Origin of the sequence: Mucilaginibacter gotjawali (assembly GCF_002355435.1) — a bacterium.
GTDB lineage: Bacteria > Bacteroidota > Bacteroidia > Sphingobacteriales > Sphingobacteriaceae > Mucilaginibacter > Mucilaginibacter gotjawali.
Window position 1 is genome coordinate 4,517,039 of the sequence record NZ_AP017313.1, and the last position, 23,140, is coordinate 4,540,178.

Consider the following 23,140-nt stretch of genomic DNA (forward strand, 5'->3'; position numbering starts at 1 on the left):
CCCCTTTAGGGGGCCGGGGGGCTACCCCTCTCTCCACTCCTTACCGGTAAGGTCAATAAACACATCCTCTAAATTGGCCAGTTTTACTTGTTTTTTACGTTCGAAACCCGACTCAATCAATTTGTCGATAAAATGATTTGGGGTATCGATGCCTACGATGCGGCCACCGTCAACAAAGGCAACGCGATCACACAATTCTTCGGCTTCGTCCATATAATGAGTGGTGATGACAACCGTTGTTCCGCTGTCGCGGATCTCGCGGATCAGGTCCCAGAGGTTTCGGCGTGCCTGCGGATCCAGCCCTGTTGTTGGCTCATCCAGGAAAATAATTTTCGGGTTATTAATGAGTGTTGTGGCGATGGAAAAACGCTGTTTTTGTCCGCCGGATAATTCTTTATATTTTGATTTAGCTTTATCAACCAATGCCACTTTTTCCAGCATCTCGTTGGCTGTTTTATCAATGCCATATAAACCGCAGAAAAGCGCGATCAGCTCAGATAGATTTAAATTAGGATAATAGCCAGCGGATTGTAACTGAACGCCAATGCGCTGTTTGATCTTATCGGCATCATGATCAATAGAAAGCCCGTCGACGGTGACTTCACCGGCTGATTTTTCACGCAAGGTTTCAATGATCTCGAGGGTGGTGGTTTTACCGGCGCCGTTAGGGCCAAGCAAGCCAAAGATCTCGCCGTCATACACTTCAAAACTAATTCCTTTTACGGCTTCAAAATCGCCGTAATTTTTCACCAGGTTTTTTACCGTAATAATAGGTTGTTTTGCCATGCTGCAAAAATCGTTTTCTAATTTGGAATTTCTGTTATCTTTTTGTCGAAAGATGGTGTTTTTTTAAGTCTCCCCCTACCGGGGGAGATTATTCGTATCCGTATTTGTTTTTTAGGCACTCATGATTGCTACGCAATTTAGAGGGGGGCTGGGGTTTTATTTTATCAAATGCCCAAGGGTGTGTATCAGCGCCTGCGCCTGCGCGGCAAGATGAATGGCATAATGAATAATTTGACCAGCGAGTAAAGTTTTCATGATAACAATTGATTTATGGCTCAAAGTTGCTATCAGCGCAGAAATTCAGTTAGTTAATTTAGGCGAAGGAAGCCAAATATCCGGTAAACAGGGTAAAAATGCCGATGAAATATTCCGCCGGAATCGGTGAAAATAATTTAATACTTATATTTATCATGGTTATAATTCAGGATCTGCCATCTTAAAATCAAACGCAATGATGAAAACGTTATTTACCTGCCTGTTGCTTGCTATCATCTGCGCGTCATGTGACACAAAGGTTAGGATAAACGCCCCGGAGCGCTACCAGGTGCCCGAAGACAGCGCGATCACCAAAGCCGTGCATGACGCTTATACTGCTATCAGTTTTAAAAAAGGTGAAAATCCCCGTTTCAGCGAAATTAAAGACTATTTTATTCCGCAGGCACAACTGATCAATTTCAGGGGCGATACCGCACAAATAACCAGTATTGATCAATTTACCGAACTTTACAAACAGTTTGTCGCAGCTAACCACATCAACCTGTTTTACGAAGAAGAAATTTTTGGCCGCACCGAACAGTTTGGCCGCATAGCCCATCGCATCAGCACATACAAAACCTATCTAAACCGGATGGACACAGTAGAAGAAAGGGGCGTAAACAGTTTCCAGCTGATAAAAACAAAAACCGGGTGGAAGGTGTCGAGTATAATATGGGATGTAGAAAGACCGGCGTTGAAGGTGCCGGGGTATTATTTGAAGAAGTAAGGCCTCAGCACACTAAATCAAATTTTCAATTATAAAAAAAGCTTTTGAGTTCAAACCCAAAAGCTTTTTTTATGATCTGCACATCTGTAATCTGCACATCCGCACATCGTCCTTATTTCATCAAGGCTATAAAATCATCAAATAAATACCTGCTGTCATGCGGGCCGGGAGATGATTCAGGGTGATATTGTACTGAAAATGCTTTTTTGCCTTTTACCCTGATGCCTTCAATAGATTGGTCGTTCAGGTTAACGTGGGTGATCTCTACTTTGTCAGATGCCCTTACCGCTTCAGGCACTACGCCAAACCCATGGTTTTGCGACGTTACTTCACAATGGTTGATGATGACGTTTTTTACCGGGTGGTTTAAACCGCGGTGGCCGTTAAACATTTTTTTGGTAGGGATATCATTCGCCAAAGCCAGTAACTGGTGACCAAGGCAAATGCCGAACATCGGTTTTTCGGCCTTTAAAATTGCTTTTACCGTTTCAACAGCATAAGGCATGGCAGATGGATCGCCGGGGCCGTTGGATATAAAATAACCTGTTGGCGCAAAATCCTTTTCCATGTCTTCGAAAGAAGTTTTTGCCGGGAAAACTTTCGCATAGATATCCCTTTCGTCAAAATTGCGCAGGATGTTTTTCTTAACGCCAAGGTCGAGTACCGCAACACGGTAGGTAGCGCTTTCATCACCGAAGGTATAAGTTTCGGTAGTGGAAACTTTTGATGAAAGCTCGAGGCCGTCCATGGAAGGCACTTCGGCAAGCCTGCTTTTCAACTCTTCAATGTCCAATATCTCAGAGGAAATGATAGCGTTCATTGCACCCTTATCACGGATATGGCGCACCAGCTGCCTGGTGTCAATATCCGAAATACCAACAATATTTTCTTCCTGGAAATAATCCTGGATCGATTCATCAGCCTGTTTACGGCTGTAGGCGATGTTATAATTTTTACAAACCAGGCCTGCGATCTGGATCCTTCCGGATTCAACTTCGGCATTAGCGATACCGTAATTCCCGATATGGGCGTTGGTAGTAACCATGATCTGACCGAAATACGAAGGATCGGTAAAAATTTCCTGGTAGCCTGTCATGCCTGTATTAAAACAGATCTCGCCGGTGGTGGTGCCCATCTTGCCGGCTGATTTTCCATAAAATACAGTTCCGTCAGCCAGTAATAATACTGCCGGTAATTTGGTTAAATATGTCATTGATAAAATAAAATGAATGGTAAAAATGCCGGTTTGCCTGGTGCGGCGCCCCATAAAAACAGGCTGAAAATTTGAAGTGAGAATCTCCCATGTTCAAGGGGCAAAGCTAATGATTTGACACGAATTACACGAATAAAATTCGAATTTTCACGAATCTTGTTGCCCGGTTACTATTCAAAAGCTAAATATGCCTTATTCGAAACAATTCGTGTAATTCGAATAAATTAGTGAAATTCGTGCCATTAAATTATTATCCCATGTCGGTAAATAAAGAGGTTAAAAGAATTACCACCCACATTTTACAGGAAATGAAGGCCCGCGGCGAAAAGATCAGCATGCTTACCGCCTATGATTATTCTATGGCGGCTATTGTTGATGAAGCCGGCACAGACATTATCCTGGTAGGCGATTCCGCCTCCAATGTAATGGCCGGGCACGAAACGACCTTGCCGATAACGCTCGACCAGATGATCTACCATGCTTCATCGGTAGTGCGCGCGGCAAAACGGGCATTGGTGACAGTCGATCTGCCTTTTGGTTCCTACCAGGGAAATTCAAAGGAAGCGCTAAATTCTGCTATCCGGATCATGAAGGAAGCCGGCGCCCACAGTGTTAAAATTGAAGGCGGCGTTGAAATTGCTGAATCCGTTAGCCGCATCCTTACCGCGGGTATCCCGGTTATGGGCCATTTGGGGCTTACGCCGCAGTCCATTTATAAATTCGGCACCTATACGGTACGGGCAAAACAGGAGTCGGAAGCGCAAAAATTAAGGGAAGATGCCTTAAAACTGCAGGAACTGGGTTGCTTTGCTATCGTGCTGGAAAAAATACCGGCAGCTTTGGCCAAACAGGTGAGCGAAAGTTTAAGCATCCCCACAATAGGAATAGGCGCCGGACGTTATTGCGACGGACAGGTGTTGGTGATCCACGACATGCTGGGCATCAATAAAGAGTTTAAACCAAGGTTTTTACGGCAATATGCCAACCTGAACGAGATTATGAACGGCGCCATAAAAAATTATATCAGCGACGTTAAAACAAAAAGCTTCCCCAACGAGAAGGAAGAGTATTGAGTTAGAAGTCCATGGTCGATAGTCCATAGACCATGGTAAAAATAGCCATTAACGGCCATGGTCTATCGACTATCATGGGTGTCCGGTAGAAAGTTTAAACTTACAAAAAAAGCATGTTTAAATGATTGAAACAGGTTTTTTAAGTTGATTTTGACTGGGAAAAAGTATCTAAATCGGGAATAAAAGGTTAGCTTGTGGGCTTGCTTTTAGCTTTAGTCGAACCGTAATCTCTCTAATGTCATTAACGATATAGGATAGGCTATGGTAATGCATTAAGCAAATGCGAATCAGGTTTACGAAATTAGAAAAGCCATGTACAGTTTTACTGATGCATCTTCTGATGACTTCCAGCAGTAAAAAAGCGATCATGGCGATGTATATCTGAGACTTACAAGCATTTTCGGATGTGCCTAAAAAGGTTTTAATCTGTAAGTTCTGTTTCATTCCCTTAAAAAACAGTTCAATATTCCAGCGAGATTTATAAATCAGACTTATCGTCTCAGCAGACCACTCTAAATTAGCTGTTAACAGGTCTATCTCACGATTATTTATGCTGTCATAAGCCACTACTCTCCGCATTTTACAAGTGCCCAAGCCGGTAGTGCGCGCCTTTTCCCCTGTGATCTGGATGATCTGATCAGAAATGATGATTGTGTTTTCCCCGGATATTACAGGCCGATCTTCCAGCACCTGGTAACTTATTTTTTCTTTCAGGCGGGTAACAAAGTCGCCATTGTTATCAATACGATCTTTAAAAAAGGCAAAATCAAGGTACCCTCTGTCATATACCAAAATACTTTGGTAGCTTGTTTTGAGGTGAGATAGAGCCTTCCTGTCATCTGTCTTAGCATCGGTGATATAGACCATTTCCGGTATTTGGCTTGCCAGGTCGAAGCTCACATGTGCCTTGATCCCGCCTTTTGCTGTCCGGAATTTTGCCCATTTAATCAGGTTTAGGCATACGGTCATCGTGGTGGAATCTATCAACTTTACTGAGCGCCCTTTAATCTCTTCAATGATCTTATAATGCTCGCTTTTTGAAAACAATCCTTTGTAGTAAGTTATTAATTCAGAGAACAATAACTCATATACTTGATAGTTACGCTCTGCATTCCCATCCGACATTGTGGAACGGGCCGGAGATTGTTTTAAGCCAAGTTCTTTTAGGAACAATGTGTTTACATTCATGCCTAAAGTGATGTCCCGGAGACTATAACAGCCGTTCAGCTGTCCGAAAAGCATAGCAATTAGCTGACTTTCTGTATTATAGCGCCTAAAGCCATCATCGGAAGAATTTTTATTAATACACTTACTTAATATTGTAGAAGGAATTAAGCCGAGGATTTGGCTAAACAAACACTTGTCATTACTTTTACTTCTGTGAATTGAGCTCATTGGATTGTTTTAAATGTGGTAATTCAAAACTAATCTTTTGAGCTCTTTTCTTTAATCTTTTTTCTACCGGACAGTAGTGATCGACTATGGTCCATGGACAAACAACAAACATGACCAAAGTCAACATAAAATACGAAAACCTGCCTGTAACCGACAAAGACGTGCTGTACGAGGATAACCATCTTATTGCGATTAATAAGCGGGCGGGCGATATTGTGCAGGTAGATACTACAGGTGATGAATCGCTGGAAGATAAGGTCAAAAAATATATTGCCCAAAAATATGATAAACCCAACGGCGCTTTTTTAGGCGTGGTACACCGACTGGACAGACCGGTAAGCGGGGTGATCCTTTTTGCAAAAACCAGTAAAGCGCTTGACCGGATCAACAAAATGTTCAAGAACCGCGAAATGAATAAAACCTATTACGCGGTTGTTCGCACAAAACCCTACCCCCCCGCCGGTAATTTAGTACACTGGCTGGTAAAAAATCCGCAGAAAAATGTAACTAAGGCATATGATCATGAAGTACCCGGCAGTTTACGTTCGGAATTAAACTTCAGGGTGGTTGGCGAGCTGAATGGCTACACATTAATAAGGGTTGACCCCATTACCGGCCGTCCGCACCAGATCAGGGTACAGTTGTCTACTTTAGGAAGCCCGATCGTAGGCGACAATAAATATGGGTACCCCCGCGGCAGTTTGCGTAAAAGCATCAGCCTTCATGCACGCCGCCTGGAGTTTATTCACCCGATAAAACAGGAGAATATCATTATCACCGCCCCCGTCCCCCATGATGGTTTTTGGGAAAAGTTTGAGGGAATGATGGAGGAGTAGGTTAAGTCTTAAGTCGAAAGTCTTGAGTCCAAAGTCGGATTTGAATTTTTCGACTTCAGACTCAAGACTTTCGACTTCGGACTCAGTCCGCTGTCATGATCACTTTCAGCGCTTTTTCTTTGGCCGCATTTCCAAAAGTTTCATAAGCTTCCATTACCTGGTCGAGCCTGAAATGGTGGGTGATCAGCTGGTTCGGATCCAGTTTTTTAGCACCAACTGTTTTCAGCAGCATAGGGGTGGTCACAGTATCCACCAGCCTGGTGGTAATGGTAATATTTTGCGACCACAATGTTTCCAGGTGCAGCGTAACGCTCTTCCCGTGAACGCCAATATTGGCAATATGCCCGCCCGGTGCAATTATAGATGTGCAGATCCCGAACGTTTCGGGTATGCCAACTGCTTCAATAGCTACATCTACTCCTTTGCCGTTTGTCAAACTTTTTACCTTTTCAATTACGTTTTCCTTTGCACCATTTACAAGTTGCGTTGCGCCAAATGTTTTAGCGGTATTCAACCTGTTTTCGTCCGGGTCGATCATAATGATCTCGGCCGGCGAATAAAACTGTGCGGTTAACAAAGCAGCCAAACCTATCGGCCCTGAACCTACAATAGCTACGGTATCACCTGGTTTTACCTGCCCGTTTAAAACACCGCATTCAAACCCGGTTGGCAAAATATCACTCAGCATTACCAGAGCTTCTTCATCTGCTCCTGCAGGAATTGGGTAAAGGCTGTTATCGGCATGCGGAATCCTTACATATTCGGCCTGGGTACCATCAATCAGGTGACCCAATATCCATCCCCCGTCTTCACAATGCGAATACATCCCTTTTTTACAATACTCGCATTTGCCGCATGAGGTAATGCATGAGATCAGCACGTGATCGCCTTTTTTGAAATTGCTTACAGCAGTGCCCAGTTCCTCTATAATTCCCACACCTTCGTGGCCGATGATCCTGCCATCGGTAACTTCCGGCACATCGCCTTTCATAATATGAAGGTCTGTTCCGCAAATCGTCGTTTTAAATATTTTCACAATCGTATCAGTCGGTTTCAATAAACCAGGTTTTGGTTTGCTCTCCCATGCCTTGTTACCGGGCCCGTGATAAACCAATGCTTTCATCGTTTTTGCCACGCCGTTTACCGGTGGGATAACCACTGCTTCTTTTACTAATGTTTCCATGATATTTTTGTTTATTGGAAGGTATACTTAAACTACAAAGATGAAGTCATCCTGTTTCAAAAGAAATGCCGGGAGATATTATTAAAGGTGATTCTTTGCACTTTATCGGAGGGACGAAAAAATACTATTGACTTCAGGTTAGTTGCGATCGAAAAAAACTCGATTTTGGATGCCCCCCCCTCACATCCCAAGCACCTGCTTCCAAATCTTTTCATCTACCCAAACGCCTTCTTTTAAACTTTTCTCCCTGGTGCGCAGCGTATTTTCGCCGGGATAGGAGATGGTACCGCCTTCTTCCACCGGGCTGCTGGTTTTGGTATAGCTGATGATCTCTTCGATGAGTTGCGCAGTATGTGCGTTGTTATCGGGCTTGATACAAATAAAAACCTGTGATACGCCGCTTTCTTTTTCGCTTTGGGTGATCTTAACGGTGGAGTTGCCCTGGCTAAGCACCGTTGCCAGCAGATCAAGCACCAGGGATAAACCCGAACCCTTCCAGAAACCCACCGGCAACAACCTTTCGGATTGCAGGATGTCCGCAGCATTGGTACTTAAGTTACCTTCGGCATCATAACCGCCCGGTAAGGGCAGTTCCTTCTTTTGGGTTTTATACAAATTAAGCTTGCCAACGGAGTATTGCGAGATGGCCATATCCAGCACCACATGCCCGCCGTCGCGCGGAACGGCGATCACCAGCGGGTTATTGCCCAGTCGCGGGTCGAGCCCGCCCCAGGGCGGCAGGTTGGCAATGGTATTGGTAAAACAAATGCCGATCATCCCGGCCTCAGCAGCCTGCCAGCCATAGGCGCCGGCACGCATCCAGTGGTTGGTATTTTTAATGGCCACGCAGCCAATACCATTTGCTTTGGCCAGTTCAATGGCACGTCCCATACAAAAACGTGCATTCAATATTCCCGGCGCAAGTTTACCCTCCCATTGCTCCAACGAACCAAAACTGTTTAACAATTCAGGCTCCGCATCTTTTTGTACCAGCCCCTGTTTCACATAATCAACAAACACCGGGAACCGGTTCAGTCCATGCGTGTAAACCCCATCGCGGCTGTTCTTGGCAAAAATTGTTGCAATCGTTCCGGCCTTGTCCCCGGTAAAACCAAGAGAAAGCAGTACCCGGTTAAATTCGGCGAGGAGTTGTTCAAAGGGGATGGTCATTTAAGTCGAAAGTCTTGAGTTCTGAGTCTAAAGTCAATAAAATCTTCATTACAAACTTACAACTTTGGTCATTTTAAGTAGAAAGTCTTGAGTCCTGAGTCTTAAGTCAATTAATTCATTGCAAACTTACGACTTTAGACTTAAGACTCCGGACTTGAGACTTTAAACACCGGACTTAAGACTCACAATCATTATCACCTTTAATGATAATATTAACCCATTTAAACAGTTATACATAAACCCTGCCCGTAATATGGCCGGGAATTTTTATTTTTGACGATGTTTTCCTCCATAAAAAGTAAACGTGCCCTTTTAATCATTACCGGTTTGCTTACGGCCCTGGTGATCAATTCCTGTAAAAAGACCAGCATCAGCCCTATACAGCAACTTTTTACCGGAGGCACCTGGGAGCTGGCATCCTTACAAACCACCTATTATACAGGCAATACCGCTGACTCGACAGTTACAGATAGCTCAACCTGCCTGACTAGCCAGTTTTTTACTTTTAATACCAACAATACCTGTACCTATACCAACTTTGATTGCATAACACAAACTTCGGCAGCAGCGGCCTGGTCGTTAACGGGCAACCAGCTTTTTTTACAGGCCGCAGTTGTATGTAAGGATACCACGGCTGCGGGAAGCTCAACACCATTTTCCTATGCCCAGATCCAAAATCTTGGGATTTATTCCCTGGTGCTGAATACCGGCGATATCCAGCCCAATTATTCGCTTACGGCAAAGCGCAAGGTCATTACCTATGGCTTTATTCGCCAAAAGACCACCACTTCTCCATAATTTGCAAACAGCGCCGTTTGTTTAGCATAAATTAAGCTTTCATTTGCATTTGACTGAACCGGATTGCCGTAAAATCTTTATATTTGGGACGTATTATAAGGGTTTTTCACGTTTTTGCATGGTTTTATTGCTATTTTCGAAAACCCGCGGAAAACAATTGATAAAATTAATGGGCATTAAAAAATTTAAGTTTTAATGAAAAAAAGAATCGCAATTTTTGCTTCAGGATCAGGGTCAAATGCTCAAAAAATAATGGAGCACTTTAAGCGTCATCCCGAGGCAGAAGTAGTACTGATCCTCACCAATAATCCGCAGGCCTATGTATTACAGCGCGCCGATAATTTCGAGATCCCGGCCCACATTTTTACCCGCCACGAATTCTATGAAACCGATGAAGTGATCCGCCTGTTAAAAAACCTGCAGGTCGACCTGATCGTTCTTGCCGGCTTCCTTTGGCTGGTTCCTGAATCGTTATTAAAAGCATTCCCCAACAAGATCATCAACCTTCACCCTGCCCTGCTGCCAAAATATGGCGGCAAAGGTATGTTTGGCGATCACGTACACAAAGCTGTACTGGCCGCTAAAGAAGAAGAATCGGGCATTACCATCCATTTTGTAAACGACCAGTTTGACGAAGGCGAGGTCATCCACCAGTCCCGTTTTAAAATAGACCCGGATGATAACCTGGAAGTAGTTAAGTTTAAAGGCCAGCAGCTGGAGCACCAATATTTCCCAAAAGTGATAGAGAGTTTGTTGAAAAAGATGAAGAGTTAGGGGTTGGTTAGTGTTTAGGGCTTAGTTTTCTTTTGGTCGTTTCAAACCGCTCATAAATATCATTCAAAGCCTTGCTTTCCGTAGAAAACCCACGTTCATTATATCGGGGCACCTCTTTCATGTTCGAAGACCCGCCATTCTTTATATGCAATGTCACCAGGCCTATAATTATCAGTTATTTCGAGCATAATACCCTCTACATACGGGCCGTCTAAAGAATAGGCGCTTTGGCTAACGCCCAATTCAGTCAGCTTTTTAGTTAATTCCTGCCGGTTCATTTAATGCCAATGTTATCTTTTTAATTATATATAGCAACATTTTAGGTTGAGGAAGTAAACGAGAACATTACTTCTATCAAAAAAGTAACGACCCATGAATTATCTCATAAACTACCAGTTCGTTTTCCTGCACCCTAAATGCAATAACCCAATCATTAAAGTGACTGCACGAATATCTATAAGCAGCTAAAACAGGATGATTACATAAGGTATATTGGATGTTTGGCTGAGCCAATTTTTTTAATGCGGCTTTGAATCTAAGCGCATATCTCGCGCCACTTCCCCTGGTGTTTTTGGATTCTACAAAAGCGGCGATTGCATCAATCACACTCATGGCTTTAGGTGTAATTTTTACAATCAACTTTTACAGCTTTTTGTTGGAGTATTTTGAAAAAGCACTTTCAAGATCGAAAGGTTTAGCGTCGTTTCCTTTTGAAAGGTAATCCATCAATTCTTCATCTGTTGCCTTTCTGCCTATTCCTTTCACCATCGCGTTCACATCCAGTTCTTCAAATTCACCGGCCCTTACTGATAAACCCAATTCTTCTGCTAATTGCATAATCAAATGTGTTTTTTTATCAGAATTTGATTTGATGATCAATGTTGTCATATTCGAAGTTAGCAAATTTTTTGTTGAATTTTCACATACTGCTTTTAATTAAAAGTGCGTTCTTGAGTTTATATATTCTGCCCGATCGTCTTCCAGGAGCCTAAATAACCCTCCGCTTTGTCAATAGCCCATTTCTTATCCTCAACGCCGGTTTCTCAATCACATACCGTATCAACAGTGCCCCTGCAATAACGCAAACGATACAGATCAGCATCACTATATTGCTATTTTTATCCAGCCCCTCCTTTTCCAGCAGATTCTGAACTAAATGGATGATGATCTTATGCGAAAGATAAATTGAATAAGATAATGTGGCTATCAGCCCGGTGACCTTTGATTTGAGCCGGTAAAATATATTATCAGGGCTTACAAATGCCGCCAAAATCATCCCATACCCCAGCGCCACCAGCGGGAAACCCAATATTACCGTATTATAGGTAGATTGCTGCGGGCACAGCAGCCATGCGGCAAATACAACCAGTAAACCTGCACCCAAAACCTGGTAGCTGTATTTGTTTACCCACTGTTTAAACCCCGGGTAAAAAGTAAACACCCCGGCGATGCTTGCCCCAACCAGTAAACCATCCAGCCGGTTATAGGTAGGATAATATACGTATTCGTTAAAGCGGGCGCCAAATTCATCGGTATCGAGGTAAGGGGCAACCAGGTAATGCCAGTTTAAAAATCTCACCATATAACATGCAACAAATAAAATCACCACCAGGTAAACCGCCTTTTTGCCCGCCTTAAAAAAATTGAACAGCAGGAAAATTAAAGGCAGCAGCAAATAAAACTGTTCCTCAACACATAGCGACCAGCCATGGCTGAAGGTGCCGTATTTTTTTAGGTCGAGGCCGAAATTTTGGGTAAAAGTGAAATACTGCCATAGGGGCGACAGGTGCCCCCACTCGCGCGCTAACGGAAAAGCGATATAGATGGTGATCACCAGCAAATACGGCGGGATGATCCTGAAAAAGCGCTTGATAAAGAACTCCTTTACCGAAATATTTTTGCCTTTTGATACCGTATTAAACAGCTGACCGGCAATTAAAAACCCGCTCAATACAAAAAACAGGTCGACACCCGTCCAGCCAAAATTACTGAACCGGCCGCTTTCCCATGCCGGGTGCCCAAAAAACTGGTAATGGAAACATAATACATAAGTGATGGCCAATGCCCTCAAATGGTCCAGTCCGTGCAGTTTGTGCTGATCGCCAATTTCATTGACAACCGATAGTTGTTCGGGCATTTAGTATCTGATTTATTTTAAACCAATCTGCAAAGATTTTATTTTTAGCCCGGTAATCAGCCAAAGCACACTACAACAATACCACAACTGTACTCAACTTTTGCAGGTTTTTGGGGATTAGATCACCCCTTCGCGTTTCCTTAAAAACCATTCCATACTAAGCAGCAGCAATATCAACACGAAGACCCATTTTACATCCACCAGGTCGCTGTAACGTTTGTCTTCATACACAACCGTTTTCACATTCTCGTTTTTGCGGATGAGATTAGCCAATTGGCCAATCTGCGAAGGTTGGATCATTTGGCCCCCGCTTTGTTTGGCAATGGTACGCAGCAACTGGTGGTTGGCGGCGCTTTGCCTTGCTTCCAGGTTTAAAGGTTTTACCGTGAGTTGCCCTGATGAATTAAATACCCTGTCGCCATTTTTTGTGGAAGCCGAATAAGTGTATTCCCCGACTGGTAAAGTACCTGCATTCAGCTGGTAATTTTGATTGACGCGGGTAAACAGGAAGCTGTAATCTTTTCCCTTTTCGCTTTTCAGGTTGATCTTTACATCAGGGGTATTGATCAGTTCAAGCGCATCATTATAAAGTTCGGCATTAAGCAACACATTCTCGCCTTCATCAAAAACCCTTTTTGACGGGTAAACAATAAAACGCTGCCGGCTGGCATTCGCCGTTAAATATTGTACCCCCTGCCCAAATAGCTCTTCAAGGGAATGATGGTTGCCATATTTCTGAAATTCCGCCAGCTGCCAGCGCCACAGGCCCTCGCCTGTAAGTACCGCCACGCGTTCGCCGCCTTCATCGCCGAAAGACAATAAGGGGTACGAAGTTTCAACACTGCCAATCCTTTGCTTTAACAAGGTGCTGCCCGATAGCGGCGAACTGTAGCTGCCATAAGGCGCCAGCAAAGGCGGGAAAACCGCGATTTTATTCCGGGTAGAATCAGATAAGGTGAAATCCGTAAAATCTGCTGTTGGCTGTGCAAATACTTCCTGCATCTGCTCCTGCCCCGAACTTATTTTTACCAATTGCTGCCCCTGGTCAAATGCCTGCAAATTGCTTTGCGCCCCTACCATATACCAAACCGGCACTTTTGCTTTAATCAAATTCTGCAGGATATTATTCCCCGTTGCCGATACCTGGAAAAGGATGAGCAAACTGTAATCTCCGGGCTTAACTGATGCAAGGTCCGCCAAAAAACTTGTTTTAACCTCGTAATTTTTATTATTCTGGATCGACTGCCGGATCGCGCTGACATCCGGGTGCGGGCCATCATAAACCAGCAAGATCTTTTGTTTGGCATCCAGCACATCTACATAAATGGTTTCGGTATTGTTTTGGGTCGATACTTCGTTTTGTACCGGTGCTATGCTGATGTTAAATTTTCGCGTCCCTTTTTTATCTGCATTCAGTTTCAGGGTAACTGCCTTATGGAAATCGTTTGAGTTGATCTCCATATTTTGAGCCGATACCTGCCGCCCATCTTCGGTTACCGACAAATGCATCGTTTCGCCTTTGGCCTGGTAGGCCTCCGCCAACACCTCTATCTCAAAATCGTTGCCTAAAAAAGCGGTTTTGTTGTAGTTGACGTTGCCCATCAGCAGGTCGCGTTTGGCAATGGTATCACCAAGCGCAATGGTATAAATCGTCGATTTAATGTTTCGGGCCTCATATTGCGGATCGGTGCCCCTGTTGTACAAACCATCTGTTGCCAGCACCACCGCGCCTATATTCTGATTTACAAAACGTTCGTTTAGCTGGTGCAAGGCATTAGCTATATCTGTTTGCTTGCCCGAAAAATCCTTGGTAAGCCCGTCAGCCACATCCTTATTAAAATGAAATTCGCGGACATCGTAATCACTCCCCAGTTCTTTTTTGAGGTCAGAAAGGGCGTCTAAAGTCTCTCCGCCAGCTGGTGGAGGATATTTAGAGGGGGCGAATAGCTTTATTGATTGCGAATTATCCTGCAAAACCAAAACCAATGGTTTTTGCGGGTTATAGCTTACCGTTTTAACCAGGGGTGAAAGTAGCAGCAGCGCGATGATCGAAACAACCACAGCACGGCCTGCAAATAGCAGGTAACGGAATTTTTTATCCAGACTAACCGGCTGTTTATACAGCAGCCATCCATACAATATACCCAATACCAGGCAGGCAGGCGCCCACCATCCCGAAACCGTTCCCCAGGTAATTGAAAATAATAGCTGCATATTGGCCCCCTCTAAATCTCCCCCGGTAGGGGAGACTTTAAAAAACTTCAGGGTAGTCTTTATTTAAACAAATCTTAAAAGCCCTCCCTACCGGGGAGGGTTTGGGTGGGGCTTACAACATTCCACCATCAACCGGTATCACCTGCCCGGTAATATACGATGCCATATCAGATGCTAAAAACACACAGCAATTTGCCACATCTTCAGGTTCGCCGCCGCGTTTTAGGGGGATAGCCTGCGCCCAGCCTTCAACCACCTTGGGATCAAGCACTTCGGTCATTTCGGTTTTTATAAAGCCCGGGGCAACCACATTGGTACGGATATTCCTGGAACCTAATTCTTTGGCGATAGATTTTGAGAAACCGATAATGCCTGCCTTTGAAGCCGCATAGTTGGCCTGCCCGGCATTGCCCTGCACCCCAACAACCGAGCTCATATTGATGAACACCCCGTAGCGGTTTTTCATCATTATTTTTGAAGCCGCTTTAGTCAGGTTGAAAATAGATTTCAGGTTTACTTCCAATACATCATCCCAGTTTTGTTCGGTCATGCGCATCAGCAGGCCGTCTTTGGTGATGCCGGCGTTATTCACCACGATCTGCAGGGTACCAAAATCAGCAACAATATCATTTACCAGCTTTTCCGCTTCTTCAAATTTGGAAGCGTCCGAGCGATAGCCTTTTACCTTGGTACCGAAACGTTGCAGTTCCTGCTCCAATGCCTCGCCTTTTTCAACAGAGGATAAATAAGTAAACGCTACATTAGCGCCATGCTCGGCAAATTTCTCGGCAATTTTACGGCCTATTCCTTTTGACGCGCCGGTGATCAGCGCGGTTTTTCCTTCTAATAACTTCATAATATATCGTATGATTTCGGGCGATGAAGATAGGGAATTAGTCCGAAAGTTTGAAGTGCAGAGTTTGCACAACCCTATTGAATTGTAGCCCCGCTATTGCTTTTTTTTATCCAAACTGCACCATCTGGGCTCAACTCCAGTAAATCGATCGGTCCACCAACGGTGAGCGGTTGTTTTGCTGCTTCCAGTTCAACCAATTGCTGAACATATAAGTCGGGTTTTTGCAGCATTGTCTGTTTTGCAGGCAACTCATCAGGTGCGGCATCGTCAATATCTTTGGAGATCCCGATTACGGCGAGGAAACCAACCGGTAATACACGGCAACGCACTACTGGTTTATTCTTTTTCAGGTAAACCCTGAATTGGACATCCATCACCCTGGCCCGGCCATCTGTGTAACCAAAAAATGCAACTTCTGCCAGGCCGTTGGCTAAAAATCGTTTGAGCATTTCCGGGTAAAATTGCTGCGCTTCATCCATCAGGTGCTGGTAGTGCGCCGTCATTGCAGCACCAAACGCTTCTATAGCAGCATCCGGATCATTGTTTTGGCCGAGGGCATTGTTGGCAGCTGTCAGTAATCCGCCATCGTCAAAACCGGCTATCGCGAAATAAGTATTACCTACGTTGTGAATTTTGCATATAGACTCCGTCCGGGTTTTATCGTCATCAAGGTAAAACGTCCGCCGGCTGTCTGCCGCAACGTAAATATGACCATTAGGCGCAATATAAATGGCAATGCAGGTTGAAAAGCCCCTTAATGAGGAGAAAATTAAAAATCCGGTTATTAATAATTTATTCACTTTAACTTTACATAAAGTTAACTAATTATTAATGTTAAAAAGCAAGGATATTTAAAAAAAGAAGGGGTAATAAATTAGTTAAACCTTAGATTTAGCAAAGCAGTTAACAGGAGGATTTGGTTAAACATACAGTTATCCGTAAAAAGAAGACCGTTGGCTAAATGCCCGCCATTGGTTAGCGGAGGATCAGGGAACAGAGAGACATTGAAGTGAGGCAATTGCAGTTCGGAATATTTTTCCGAACTGCCAGCTTACATACTTTTGAAAAATCAGAAGGTTTTGCGGGCAGCCTTAAAATAATCCCCTCTACTTCCAATCCGAATACAAAATACCACTTCCTATGCTGTACTTATTCAAAACAATAGTATGCGGCGTATTGGCGTCAATAAATACGGGGGGCGTTCCCAGGTAAATGGCCGCCGGTTCAATGGCATTGTTGGTATCCGGATCAACATAAGTGGCCACCAGGTAATCTAAACTGCTGTTATAAACAGGGCTTGCCGAATTGGTTACCGGGTACGACGCATCGGGGTAAGTATTCATATTTGAGAAAAGTTCCGTAGTTACCAGGGCGTCGGTGTATCCGTTAGGATCGGTATACCCTACAACCAGGTCGGCACTGGTGCCGGCAAAACCAACATAATTCATCTTATAGCCATACATATCAGGGTTGCTGTAGGCTACCGCTTTACCTGTAGCGGCCGGTACCATAACCAGTTCGTAAGTATCGCCATTGTTAAAGTTAAAACTATGCACCACATAAACAAAATCGCCGTTTATGGATACGGATGCCGATAAAATATCGGTGTTCGACCCGCCAACAATGCCCGGGTAAGCAAATGCAGGCAGCTTAAGGGCCGGCCCATAATAGGCCATGGTGCTGCTATTAAGGATATAAAGCGTTTTGTCGTCGGCGCTCCAGTCAAAACTTTTTGCAGATGTATATTGCGTAAGCTTAGTGATAAGCGTGCCTTTATGATCGACGATCAGGATAGCATTATTAGCATCAAGGTAAGCAAACTTAGTATGGTCATGCGATATTTTAACAAAGCGGGCGGCACTGCCATCGGTAGTAACCTGTACTACGGGTTTGGTAAAATCAGCCACGTAATAAATATTGCTTTTGTAAATAAAGGCGGCACCGGTAATGCCGGGATGCACCAGGCTGTCAATTTGTTTGGCCTGTGTTTTGGTTATATACGGATACGGGCCTTTTTGGCAACCCATAGCAACAACTATCAACAGGGCCAAAAGGCTATAGATCAGTCTTTTCATAAATCCCGTTTAAAAATTATAAGTTAAAATAAAGCTGCCTGCGTACGAACTGTATACAGTACCAACAAGCGGATTATCGGCCGCTCTCCCCGTTGGCGCAAAAAGGTTGTACTTACCTTCAATACCGATAGCCACATTGTCGTTAAGGGAATAGGTAAACCCGATCTTTGGCGCCAGGTAAGCGTCTTTTTCACCTAAATTCTCTGTATCATCAACATACAGGTCGGACGAGTGAAAAGCCATGTGCGTATAATAAGCACCCAAATTTAACCCGGCGTAAACTTTCACGCCATCTGAAATTTCAAAGTTGTAAGCCACGCCAAGATAAATTGATATTGCCGTGTAATTATCATAATGAACGGTGCCATAATTTGTTTGATCCACCTGGTAGTAAAAAGTATCCAGCTTGGGTTTATATGCATGATAACCAATGGTAATGCTTGAGGTAAAATTGCCATGGTACGAAAACACGCTCACCCCATAGCCTATGGCCGGCTTAAAAGTGTAGCCCAGGTTGCCTACAGGTACATCATAGCTGCCCACCAGGCCAATACCGTAGGTGCCGCTGCCACCGCCGCCATAACGATAGTATTGGGCATTTGCTGTGCTAGTAGCAAAAACCAAAATAGTTAAAGGGATAAACAAAATGGTATTAAACAACTGTTTAAGTGACAAAAGGTAAAGGTTAAAGCCCATTAAATTGCGTGGTTTGATGCATCAAAGTTGCAAATTTTTTAATTAATACTTTTTATTTATTTCAAAATTATTAAAATGACAAAGGTGATGTAATGACGCTAGTAAAGAGATTCTCATTTAATTTCCGCCCTTGTTGGTGTTTTCACCAACAAGTACCGATATGTCAGAATTAAAGATATTTTTTAATTTAGCTATATGGCCGATATCAATTTTGACTACCACCCGCAATTTTTTACTGCAACTATTTTGGAATGGAAACACCTGTTAAAGGAAGACGAATTTAAAGACATCATCATAAAAAGTCTTCAATTTTTAGTAAAAGAAAAGAGCGTTGTGATTTATGCTTTTGTAATTATGCCTAATCATATTCACTTAATATGGCAGATCCAGGACGGTTTTAAGAGAGATAAAATTCAACTGCGTTTTTTGAAATTTACAGCCCAGCATATGAAATTCAAACTTTTACAAACTGATAAATCACGACTTGACCATTTTAGGGTTAATGCCAAAGACAGGGAATATCAATTCTGGGAAAGGAACGCATTGAGCATTGATTTATGGAACGAAGCGGTATTTATGCAAAAACTTGAATACATACATAACAATCCATTACAGGAAAAATGGCGGTTAGCTGAATTTCCGGAAGAGTATAGATATTCGTCTGCTGGATTTTATGAAACTGGCATTGATGGGTTTGGCATTCTTACTTCTTATTAATATCCTGTTTGCTGACATCCCTCTTTTGTTGGTGAAAACACCAACAAAGGCGAACAGGGTAGCTGATGCGGCCGAACATAAACACCGATTCAAAAAATAAACTTAACTTAGACTGCGATAACAATTGTATGCGCAGGAATTTCCTTATTCTTTTTTCACTTTCGTTATTTAGCTGCCACCAAACTATCGGCATTAAAGCACAGCGCCTGGCGGATACATTGGCTGTTCTAAAAAGAAACAGCGAATTCAGGCCCTTAAACGAGGATGATGCCTACGACTTTATGAACAAATACTACCTGCCCCGCCTTGGTTCCTTAGAAACCGGGCGAAAAATATTTATTCATCCGCTAACCGGGGTGAATTTTAAAGATTTATATATTGAAGACAGCATCAAACTGCAAAAAGGATATAGCGCAGATTCAACGCGTAAATTTACAACAGAAACACGCCCCCCACGCCCGCCGCTATTGAAACTTGATGATAATTTCAAATGGAACAACAAAAAACTTTTAAAGGCCGTAGTTATTAACGACTATATTAAAACTTCCGGAAAAGATAATTCTTACGATAACACCGATAGTATTAAAGCATGGCATCATAAATATGGGTATGGCTATATGTGTGTCTCCTATCCACAATACAATGCCTATTCAAAACGCCTGGTGATACGCGAATGGATTGAAAATGATGATTGGTGCGGCACCGGACGGGAAAGTAAATTTTGGTTTACCAGAACGCCTGCGGGGTGGAAAACCGACTCATATCAGTGGAATCATAGCCAATACAAAACTATTAAACCTTAATAAAATAATGAATGAGCTAAATATCCCGCCCGAAGCATTAAAAGATAAAGATGCCTTTGAGTTACTGAGAGTCTGGGCTGCCTTTGAAGAACAACATGTTATAATTAATTCAGGACTTAGCGGAGGCCCGAAAGCTTTTGGCTTTCTATTAGCTGAGCTGGCCTTGCATGGTTCAAAACTATACGGACAACGTTTGGAAAAAGATGAATTGGAAACATTAAAGGAAATACTTGATGGTTTTAATAACGAGATCATCAAGGAATCCGGCAATCCCAGCGGGTCTATTGAAGAATAATCATTACTTTGAATTCCACTTTCGCTCGATAATTCCAGATTGGCTATTAACAACCATGCCTGTATCGCACCAGTTAAAAAGAACCAATTCACCAAATTGGTTTAACTCAATACCCACATAAGGACAATCTTTTCCATTAAAAAAAGTTCTTTTTTCTGTATCCTCCATAAATAATCACCGGAGGTTGTAATGCCAAATACGTTCTGGTTATACCCCCCCTTTATCGGCGCTTCTATAAGTAAAACAATTACGCCATCAACTACCAACGTCTTCTTTATGGTATATTCAAAATCTAAAGAATAACCATTCGAAAGAGTGATTTTGTTCCTATCGACAATATAATCCATAAAATTTATAACTACACTTGATATGAAAGCAGGCCATTATCTTTTCAGTAATGCCATGTATTCCTCCTTCAACTCCAGCAAGCAAGCTGCGCACATACAGCCCTCGTAATTCTCGCTTATATACTGTACCTCGTTCAAATTCAACTGCACTGCGGCGCACTGGCATTTGGTAAAGGCGTTGGCTTTACATTCTATGCTTTTGCCGCAACGTTCGCAGGAAATTATTTCATGTTTGGTCATATTGAAGTCCATAGTCCATGGACCATGGTCGATAGTTTTGATGTGTTCAATTTTATAGTATTCTGGTCAACCTAAAATAAAAAGACCATAGTTAATTTCAGGATAAATTCCTGATTTCAACTATGGTCTATCGTCCATGGACCATGGACTAAAAACTTATGCCGAGCAAGTAACGCAACCCTCTTCCATTGAGCAGCTCGGACCGGCAGGTATTTCATCCACAATCTGGTCAACTACTTCAGGAATTACAGGATCCATGTTTTTGCCACCCTGGTTTTCAACGGTAAATTTAACCGCCTGCGATGCTGCCTGTGTACGCAGGTAATACATACCTGTTTTAAGGCCCTTCTTCCATGCGTAAAAGTGCATTGAAGTAAGTTTAGACGCATTTGGCGAGTTGATGAACAGGTTGAGCGACTGCGACTGGCAGATATAAGCGCCCCTGTCGGCCGCCATATCAATGATATTACGCATCTTGATCTCCCACACGCTTTTGTACAGGTCTTTTAGTTCCTGCGGTATTTCTGCAATATCCTGTACCGATCCATTGGCGGTGATGATCTTATCCTTCATGTTGTTATCCCACAAACCCAGGTTAACCAAATCGCGCAGCAAATATTTGTTAACGATGATAAACTCACCGCTCAATACCCTGCGGGTATAGATGTTTGAGGTATAAGGCTCAAAACATTCGTTATTGCCTAAGATCTGTGAGGTAGATGCGGTTGGCATTGGTGCTACAAGCAATGAGTTACGCACACCATGGTTCATTACGTCCAGGCGCAGGTTTTCCCAATCCCAGCGGCCGCTGTCGGGCTTAACACCCCACAGGTCAAACTGGAACTGTCCTTTTGATAAAGGCGAGCCTTTAAAGGTTTCGTAAGCACCTTCTTTTATCGCAAGGTCTTTTGAGGCTGTCATGGCTGCAAAGTAGATGGTCTCAAAGATCTCTTTATTCAGCTTCCGGGCTTCATCGCTTTCAAAAGGTAAACGCAGCAGGATAAAGGCATCAGCCAATCCCTGCACGCCCAAACCTATCGGGCGGTGCCTTAAGTTGGAGTATTCGGCCTCTGCAACCGGGTAATAATTATTATCAATGATCTTGTTCAGATTGATGGTAGCCTGGTAAGTTACCTCATACAGTTTAACATGATCAAATATGCCTTCCCTTACATAACGTGGCAGGGCCAGTGATGCCAGGTTACAAACCGCCACTTCCTTATCTGAAGTATATTCTATAATTTCAGTACAAAGGTTCGAGCTTTTGATGGTTCCCAAGTTCTGCTGGTTTGACTTACCGTTAGCGGCATCTTTATACAACAGGTATGGCGTACCGGTTTCTACTTGAGAGTCCAGTATAGCAAACCAAAGTTCCTGTGCTTTTACCACCTTGCGGGCACGGCCTTCTTTTTCATATTTGGTATACAGGTCCACAAATTCTTTTCCCCAGCAATCAGCCAAACCCGGCGCTTCATGCGGACAGAACAAACTCCAGTCTTCATTTGCTTCTACACGCTCCATAAACAGGTCGCATACCCAAAGGGCGTAAAAAAGGTCACGGGCGCGGTTCTCTTCCTTGCCATGATTTTTACGGAGATCTAAAAATTCAAAAACATCTGCATGCCATGGCTCCAAATAGATAGCAAAGGCGCCTTTGCGCTTGCCGCCGCCCTGGTCAACGTAACGGGCGGTATCATTAAATACACGCAACATCGGGATAATGCCATTGCTGGTACCATTGGTACCGCTGATATATGAACCGGTTGCCCGTACATTGTGGATGCTTAAACCTATACCACCTGCGCTTTGTGAAATTTTAGCGGTTTGTTTTAGGGTATCGTATATGCCATCAATACTATCATCCTTCATGGTTAATAAAAAGCACGATGACATTTGCGGCTTAGGCGTACCCGCGTTAAATAATGTTGGCGTAGCATGGGTGAACCAGCGCTCGCTCATTAAGTGGTAGGTTTTGATAGCGCTTTCCACATCTTCTTTATGGATGCCGATAGAAACACGCATAAACAGGTGCTGCGGACGCTCGGCAATTTTACCGTCAACTTTTAACAGGTATGATTTTTCCAGCGTTTTAAAACCGAAGTAATCAAAACCAAAGTCGCGGTCGTATATAATGGTGCTGTCTAATAATTCAGCATTTTCTTCAATAATTGCCCAAACGTCATCAGCCAAAAGTGAAGCGTCTTTCCCGGTTTTAGGGTCAATATAACCGTGTAACAGGCGCATCGTTTCGGAGAACGATTTGATGGTGTTTTTGTGAAGATTGGATACCGCTATGCGCGATGCCAGCAAAGCATAATCAGGGTGCTTTGTGGTTAATGATGCAGCTGTTTCGGCTGCAAGGTTGTCCAGTTCGGAAGTAGTTACCCCGTCAAATAAACCCTCAATTACTTTTTTGGCCACATCAATCGGGTCAACCAAAGCAGGGTTTAAACCATAGCATAACTTTTCAATACGTGCGGTAATTTTGTCGAACTTTACCGTTTCTTTTTTTCCGTCTCTTTTGATAACGAACATCTTGACCCCCTTGTT

The 23,140-nt window shown here is 43.3% G+C and carries 25 protein-coding genes; 8 read left to right on the forward strand and 17 right to left on the reverse strand.

Features of this window, described 5'->3' with window-relative positions:
* Positions 1-21 precede the first annotated feature (21 nt).
* Positions 22-786 (reverse strand): ABC transporter ATP-binding protein, encoded by a 765-nt coding sequence (locus MgSA37_RS19880; protein WP_096354396.1) that lies wholly within the window; start codon positions 784-786, stop codon positions 22-24.
* Between the two features lie 451 nt (positions 787-1,237).
* On the opposite strand from MgSA37_RS19880, the gene MgSA37_RS19885 reads away from it, so the two are divergent.
* On the forward strand, positions 1,238-1,768 hold the full coding sequence (locus MgSA37_RS19885; RefSeq protein WP_157750651.1) for a hypothetical protein: 531 nt from the start codon (positions 1,238-1,240) through the stop codon (positions 1,766-1,768).
* A 112-nt stretch (positions 1,769-1,880) separates the two neighbouring features.
* On the opposite strand, the gene carA is transcribed toward MgSA37_RS19885, so the two are convergent.
* Positions 1,881-2,981, reverse strand: a complete 1,101-nt coding sequence (gene carA, locus MgSA37_RS19890) for a glutamine-hydrolyzing carbamoyl-phosphate synthase small subunit (protein WP_096357615.1) — start codon at positions 2,979-2,981, stop codon at positions 1,881-1,883.
* Positions 2,982-3,238: 257 nt separating this feature from the next.
* On the opposite strand from carA, the gene panB reads away from it, so the two are divergent.
* Complete coding sequence (gene panB, locus MgSA37_RS19895; protein ID WP_096354398.1) at positions 3,239-4,054, forward strand: 3-methyl-2-oxobutanoate hydroxymethyltransferase; 816 nt, start codon at positions 3,239-3,241, stop codon at positions 4,052-4,054.
* 168 nt (positions 4,055-4,222) lie between these two features.
* Here the strand turns inward: panB and MgSA37_RS19900 are convergent, their stop codons facing one another.
* Positions 4,223-5,449, reverse strand: a complete 1,227-nt coding sequence (locus MgSA37_RS19900) for an IS4 family transposase (protein WP_096349579.1) — start codon at positions 5,447-5,449, stop codon at positions 4,223-4,225.
* A 110-nt stretch (positions 5,450-5,559) separates the two neighbouring features.
* Here MgSA37_RS19900 and MgSA37_RS19905 point away from each other — a divergent pair, with 110 nt between their 5' ends.
* Positions 5,560-6,285 (forward strand): RluA family pseudouridine synthase, encoded by a 726-nt coding sequence (locus MgSA37_RS19905; RefSeq protein ID WP_096357617.1) that lies wholly within the window; start codon positions 5,560-5,562, stop codon positions 6,283-6,285.
* A gap of 82 nt (positions 6,286-6,367) precedes the next feature.
* On the opposite strand, the gene MgSA37_RS19910 is transcribed toward MgSA37_RS19905, so the two are convergent.
* Both MgSA37_RS19910 and yiaK read right to left on the reverse strand, forming a co-directional pair.
* Positions 6,368-7,468, reverse strand: coding sequence for a zinc-dependent alcohol dehydrogenase family protein (locus MgSA37_RS19910; RefSeq protein ID WP_221199435.1), 1,101 nt, complete (start codon positions 7,466-7,468; stop codon positions 6,368-6,370).
* Positions 7,469-7,648: 180 nt separating this feature from the next.
* A complete protein-coding gene (gene yiaK, locus MgSA37_RS19915) occupies positions 7,649-8,638 on the reverse strand; it encodes a 3-dehydro-L-gulonate 2-dehydrogenase (protein WP_096354400.1) in 990 nt (329 codons plus the stop codon).
* A 279-nt stretch (positions 8,639-8,917) separates the two neighbouring features.
* Here yiaK and MgSA37_RS19920 point away from each other — a divergent pair, with 279 nt between their 5' ends.
* Positions 8,918-9,436 (forward strand): hypothetical protein, encoded by a 519-nt coding sequence (locus MgSA37_RS19920; protein WP_096354401.1) that lies wholly within the window; start codon positions 8,918-8,920, stop codon positions 9,434-9,436.
* 195 nt (positions 9,437-9,631) lie between these two features.
* Positions 9,632-10,210, forward strand: a complete 579-nt coding sequence (gene purN / locus MgSA37_RS19925; RefSeq protein WP_096354403.1) for a phosphoribosylglycinamide formyltransferase — start codon at positions 9,632-9,634, stop codon at positions 10,208-10,210.
* Positions 10,211-10,308: 98 nt separating this feature from the next.
* On the opposite strand, the gene MgSA37_RS19930 is transcribed toward purN, so the two are convergent.
* The 9 genes from MgSA37_RS19930 to MgSA37_RS19970 all read right to left on the reverse strand — a co-directional run bounded on the left by MgSA37_RS19930 (position 10,309) and on the right by MgSA37_RS19970 (position 18,167).
* Complete coding sequence (locus MgSA37_RS19930) at positions 10,309-10,488, reverse strand: hypothetical protein (RefSeq protein WP_096354404.1); 180 nt, start codon at positions 10,486-10,488, stop codon at positions 10,309-10,311.
* A gap of 76 nt (positions 10,489-10,564) precedes the next feature.
* A complete protein-coding gene (locus tag MgSA37_RS19935) occupies positions 10,565-10,849 on the reverse strand; it encodes a type II toxin-antitoxin system RelE/ParE family toxin (protein WP_157750652.1) in 285 nt (94 codons plus the stop codon).
* Positions 10,850-10,852: 3 nt separating this feature from the next.
* Entirely contained in the window at positions 10,853-11,047 is a 195-nt protein-coding gene (locus MgSA37_RS19940; RefSeq protein ID WP_157750653.1) for a hypothetical protein, read from the reverse strand.
* Between the two features lie 151 nt (positions 11,048-11,198).
* Positions 11,199-12,347 (reverse strand): acyltransferase family protein, encoded by a 1,149-nt coding sequence (locus MgSA37_RS19945; protein ID WP_096354409.1) that lies wholly within the window; start codon positions 12,345-12,347, stop codon positions 11,199-11,201.
* A 117-nt stretch (positions 12,348-12,464) separates the two neighbouring features.
* The gene (locus MgSA37_RS19950; protein ID WP_096354410.1) at positions 12,465-14,561 is read right to left on the reverse strand and encodes a vWA domain-containing protein; all 2,097 of its coding nucleotides are present in this window, start codon (positions 14,559-14,561) and stop codon (positions 12,465-12,467) included.
* Positions 14,562-14,673: 112 nt separating this feature from the next.
* Positions 14,674-15,417, reverse strand: a complete 744-nt coding sequence (gene fabG / locus MgSA37_RS19955) for a 3-oxoacyl-[acyl-carrier-protein] reductase (RefSeq protein ID WP_096354412.1) — start codon at positions 15,415-15,417, stop codon at positions 14,674-14,676.
* A 74-nt stretch (positions 15,418-15,491) separates the two neighbouring features.
* Positions 15,492-16,217 carry an Ntn hydrolase family protein gene (locus MgSA37_RS19960; RefSeq protein WP_096354414.1) on the reverse strand — a complete coding sequence of 242 codons (726 nt, stop codon included), beginning with the start codon at positions 16,215-16,217 and terminating at the stop codon, positions 15,492-15,494.
* A 306-nt stretch (positions 16,218-16,523) separates the two neighbouring features.
* Entirely contained in the window at positions 16,524-17,492 is a 969-nt protein-coding gene (locus MgSA37_RS19965; RefSeq protein WP_096354415.1) for a beta-propeller domain-containing protein, read from the reverse strand.
* Between the two features lie 9 nt (positions 17,493-17,501).
* The gene (locus MgSA37_RS19970; protein WP_157750654.1) at positions 17,502-18,167 is read right to left on the reverse strand and encodes a hypothetical protein; all 666 of its coding nucleotides are present in this window, start codon (positions 18,165-18,167) and stop codon (positions 17,502-17,504) included.
* Between the two features lie 216 nt (positions 18,168-18,383).
* Here MgSA37_RS19970 and MgSA37_RS19975 point away from each other — a divergent pair, with 216 nt between their 5' ends.
* The 3 genes from MgSA37_RS19975 to MgSA37_RS19985 all read left to right on the forward strand — a co-directional run bounded on the left by MgSA37_RS19975 (position 18,384) and on the right by MgSA37_RS19985 (position 20,003).
* A complete protein-coding gene (locus MgSA37_RS19975) occupies positions 18,384-18,905 on the forward strand; it encodes a transposase (RefSeq protein ID WP_096354418.1) in 522 nt (173 codons plus the stop codon).
* Positions 18,906-19,033: 128 nt separating this feature from the next.
* A complete protein-coding gene (locus MgSA37_RS19980; RefSeq protein WP_096354420.1) occupies positions 19,034-19,708 on the forward strand; it encodes a hypothetical protein in 675 nt (224 codons plus the stop codon).
* A gap of 7 nt (positions 19,709-19,715) precedes the next feature.
* Positions 19,716-20,003: a DUF5076 domain-containing protein gene (locus MgSA37_RS19985; RefSeq protein ID WP_096354421.1), complete on the forward strand. Its 288-nt coding sequence runs from the start codon at positions 19,716-19,718 to the stop codon at positions 20,001-20,003.
* 3 nt (positions 20,004-20,006) lie between these two features.
* Here MgSA37_RS19985 and MgSA37_RS28365 read toward each other — a convergent pair whose 3' ends face one another.
* From MgSA37_RS28365 to MgSA37_RS20000, 3 genes are all read right to left on the reverse strand, one after another.
* Positions 20,007-20,171 (reverse strand): hypothetical protein, encoded by a 165-nt coding sequence (locus MgSA37_RS28365; RefSeq protein WP_157750655.1) that lies wholly within the window; start codon positions 20,169-20,171, stop codon positions 20,007-20,009.
* 215 nt (positions 20,172-20,386) lie between these two features.
* Complete coding sequence (locus MgSA37_RS19995) at positions 20,387-20,602, reverse strand: cysteine-rich CWC family protein (protein ID WP_232010692.1); 216 nt, start codon at positions 20,600-20,602, stop codon at positions 20,387-20,389.
* Positions 20,603-20,746: 144 nt separating this feature from the next.
* Positions 20,747-23,125, reverse strand: a complete 2,379-nt coding sequence (locus MgSA37_RS20000; protein WP_096354424.1) for a ribonucleoside-diphosphate reductase subunit alpha — start codon at positions 23,123-23,125, stop codon at positions 20,747-20,749.
* Positions 23,126-23,140 lie beyond the last annotated feature (15 nt).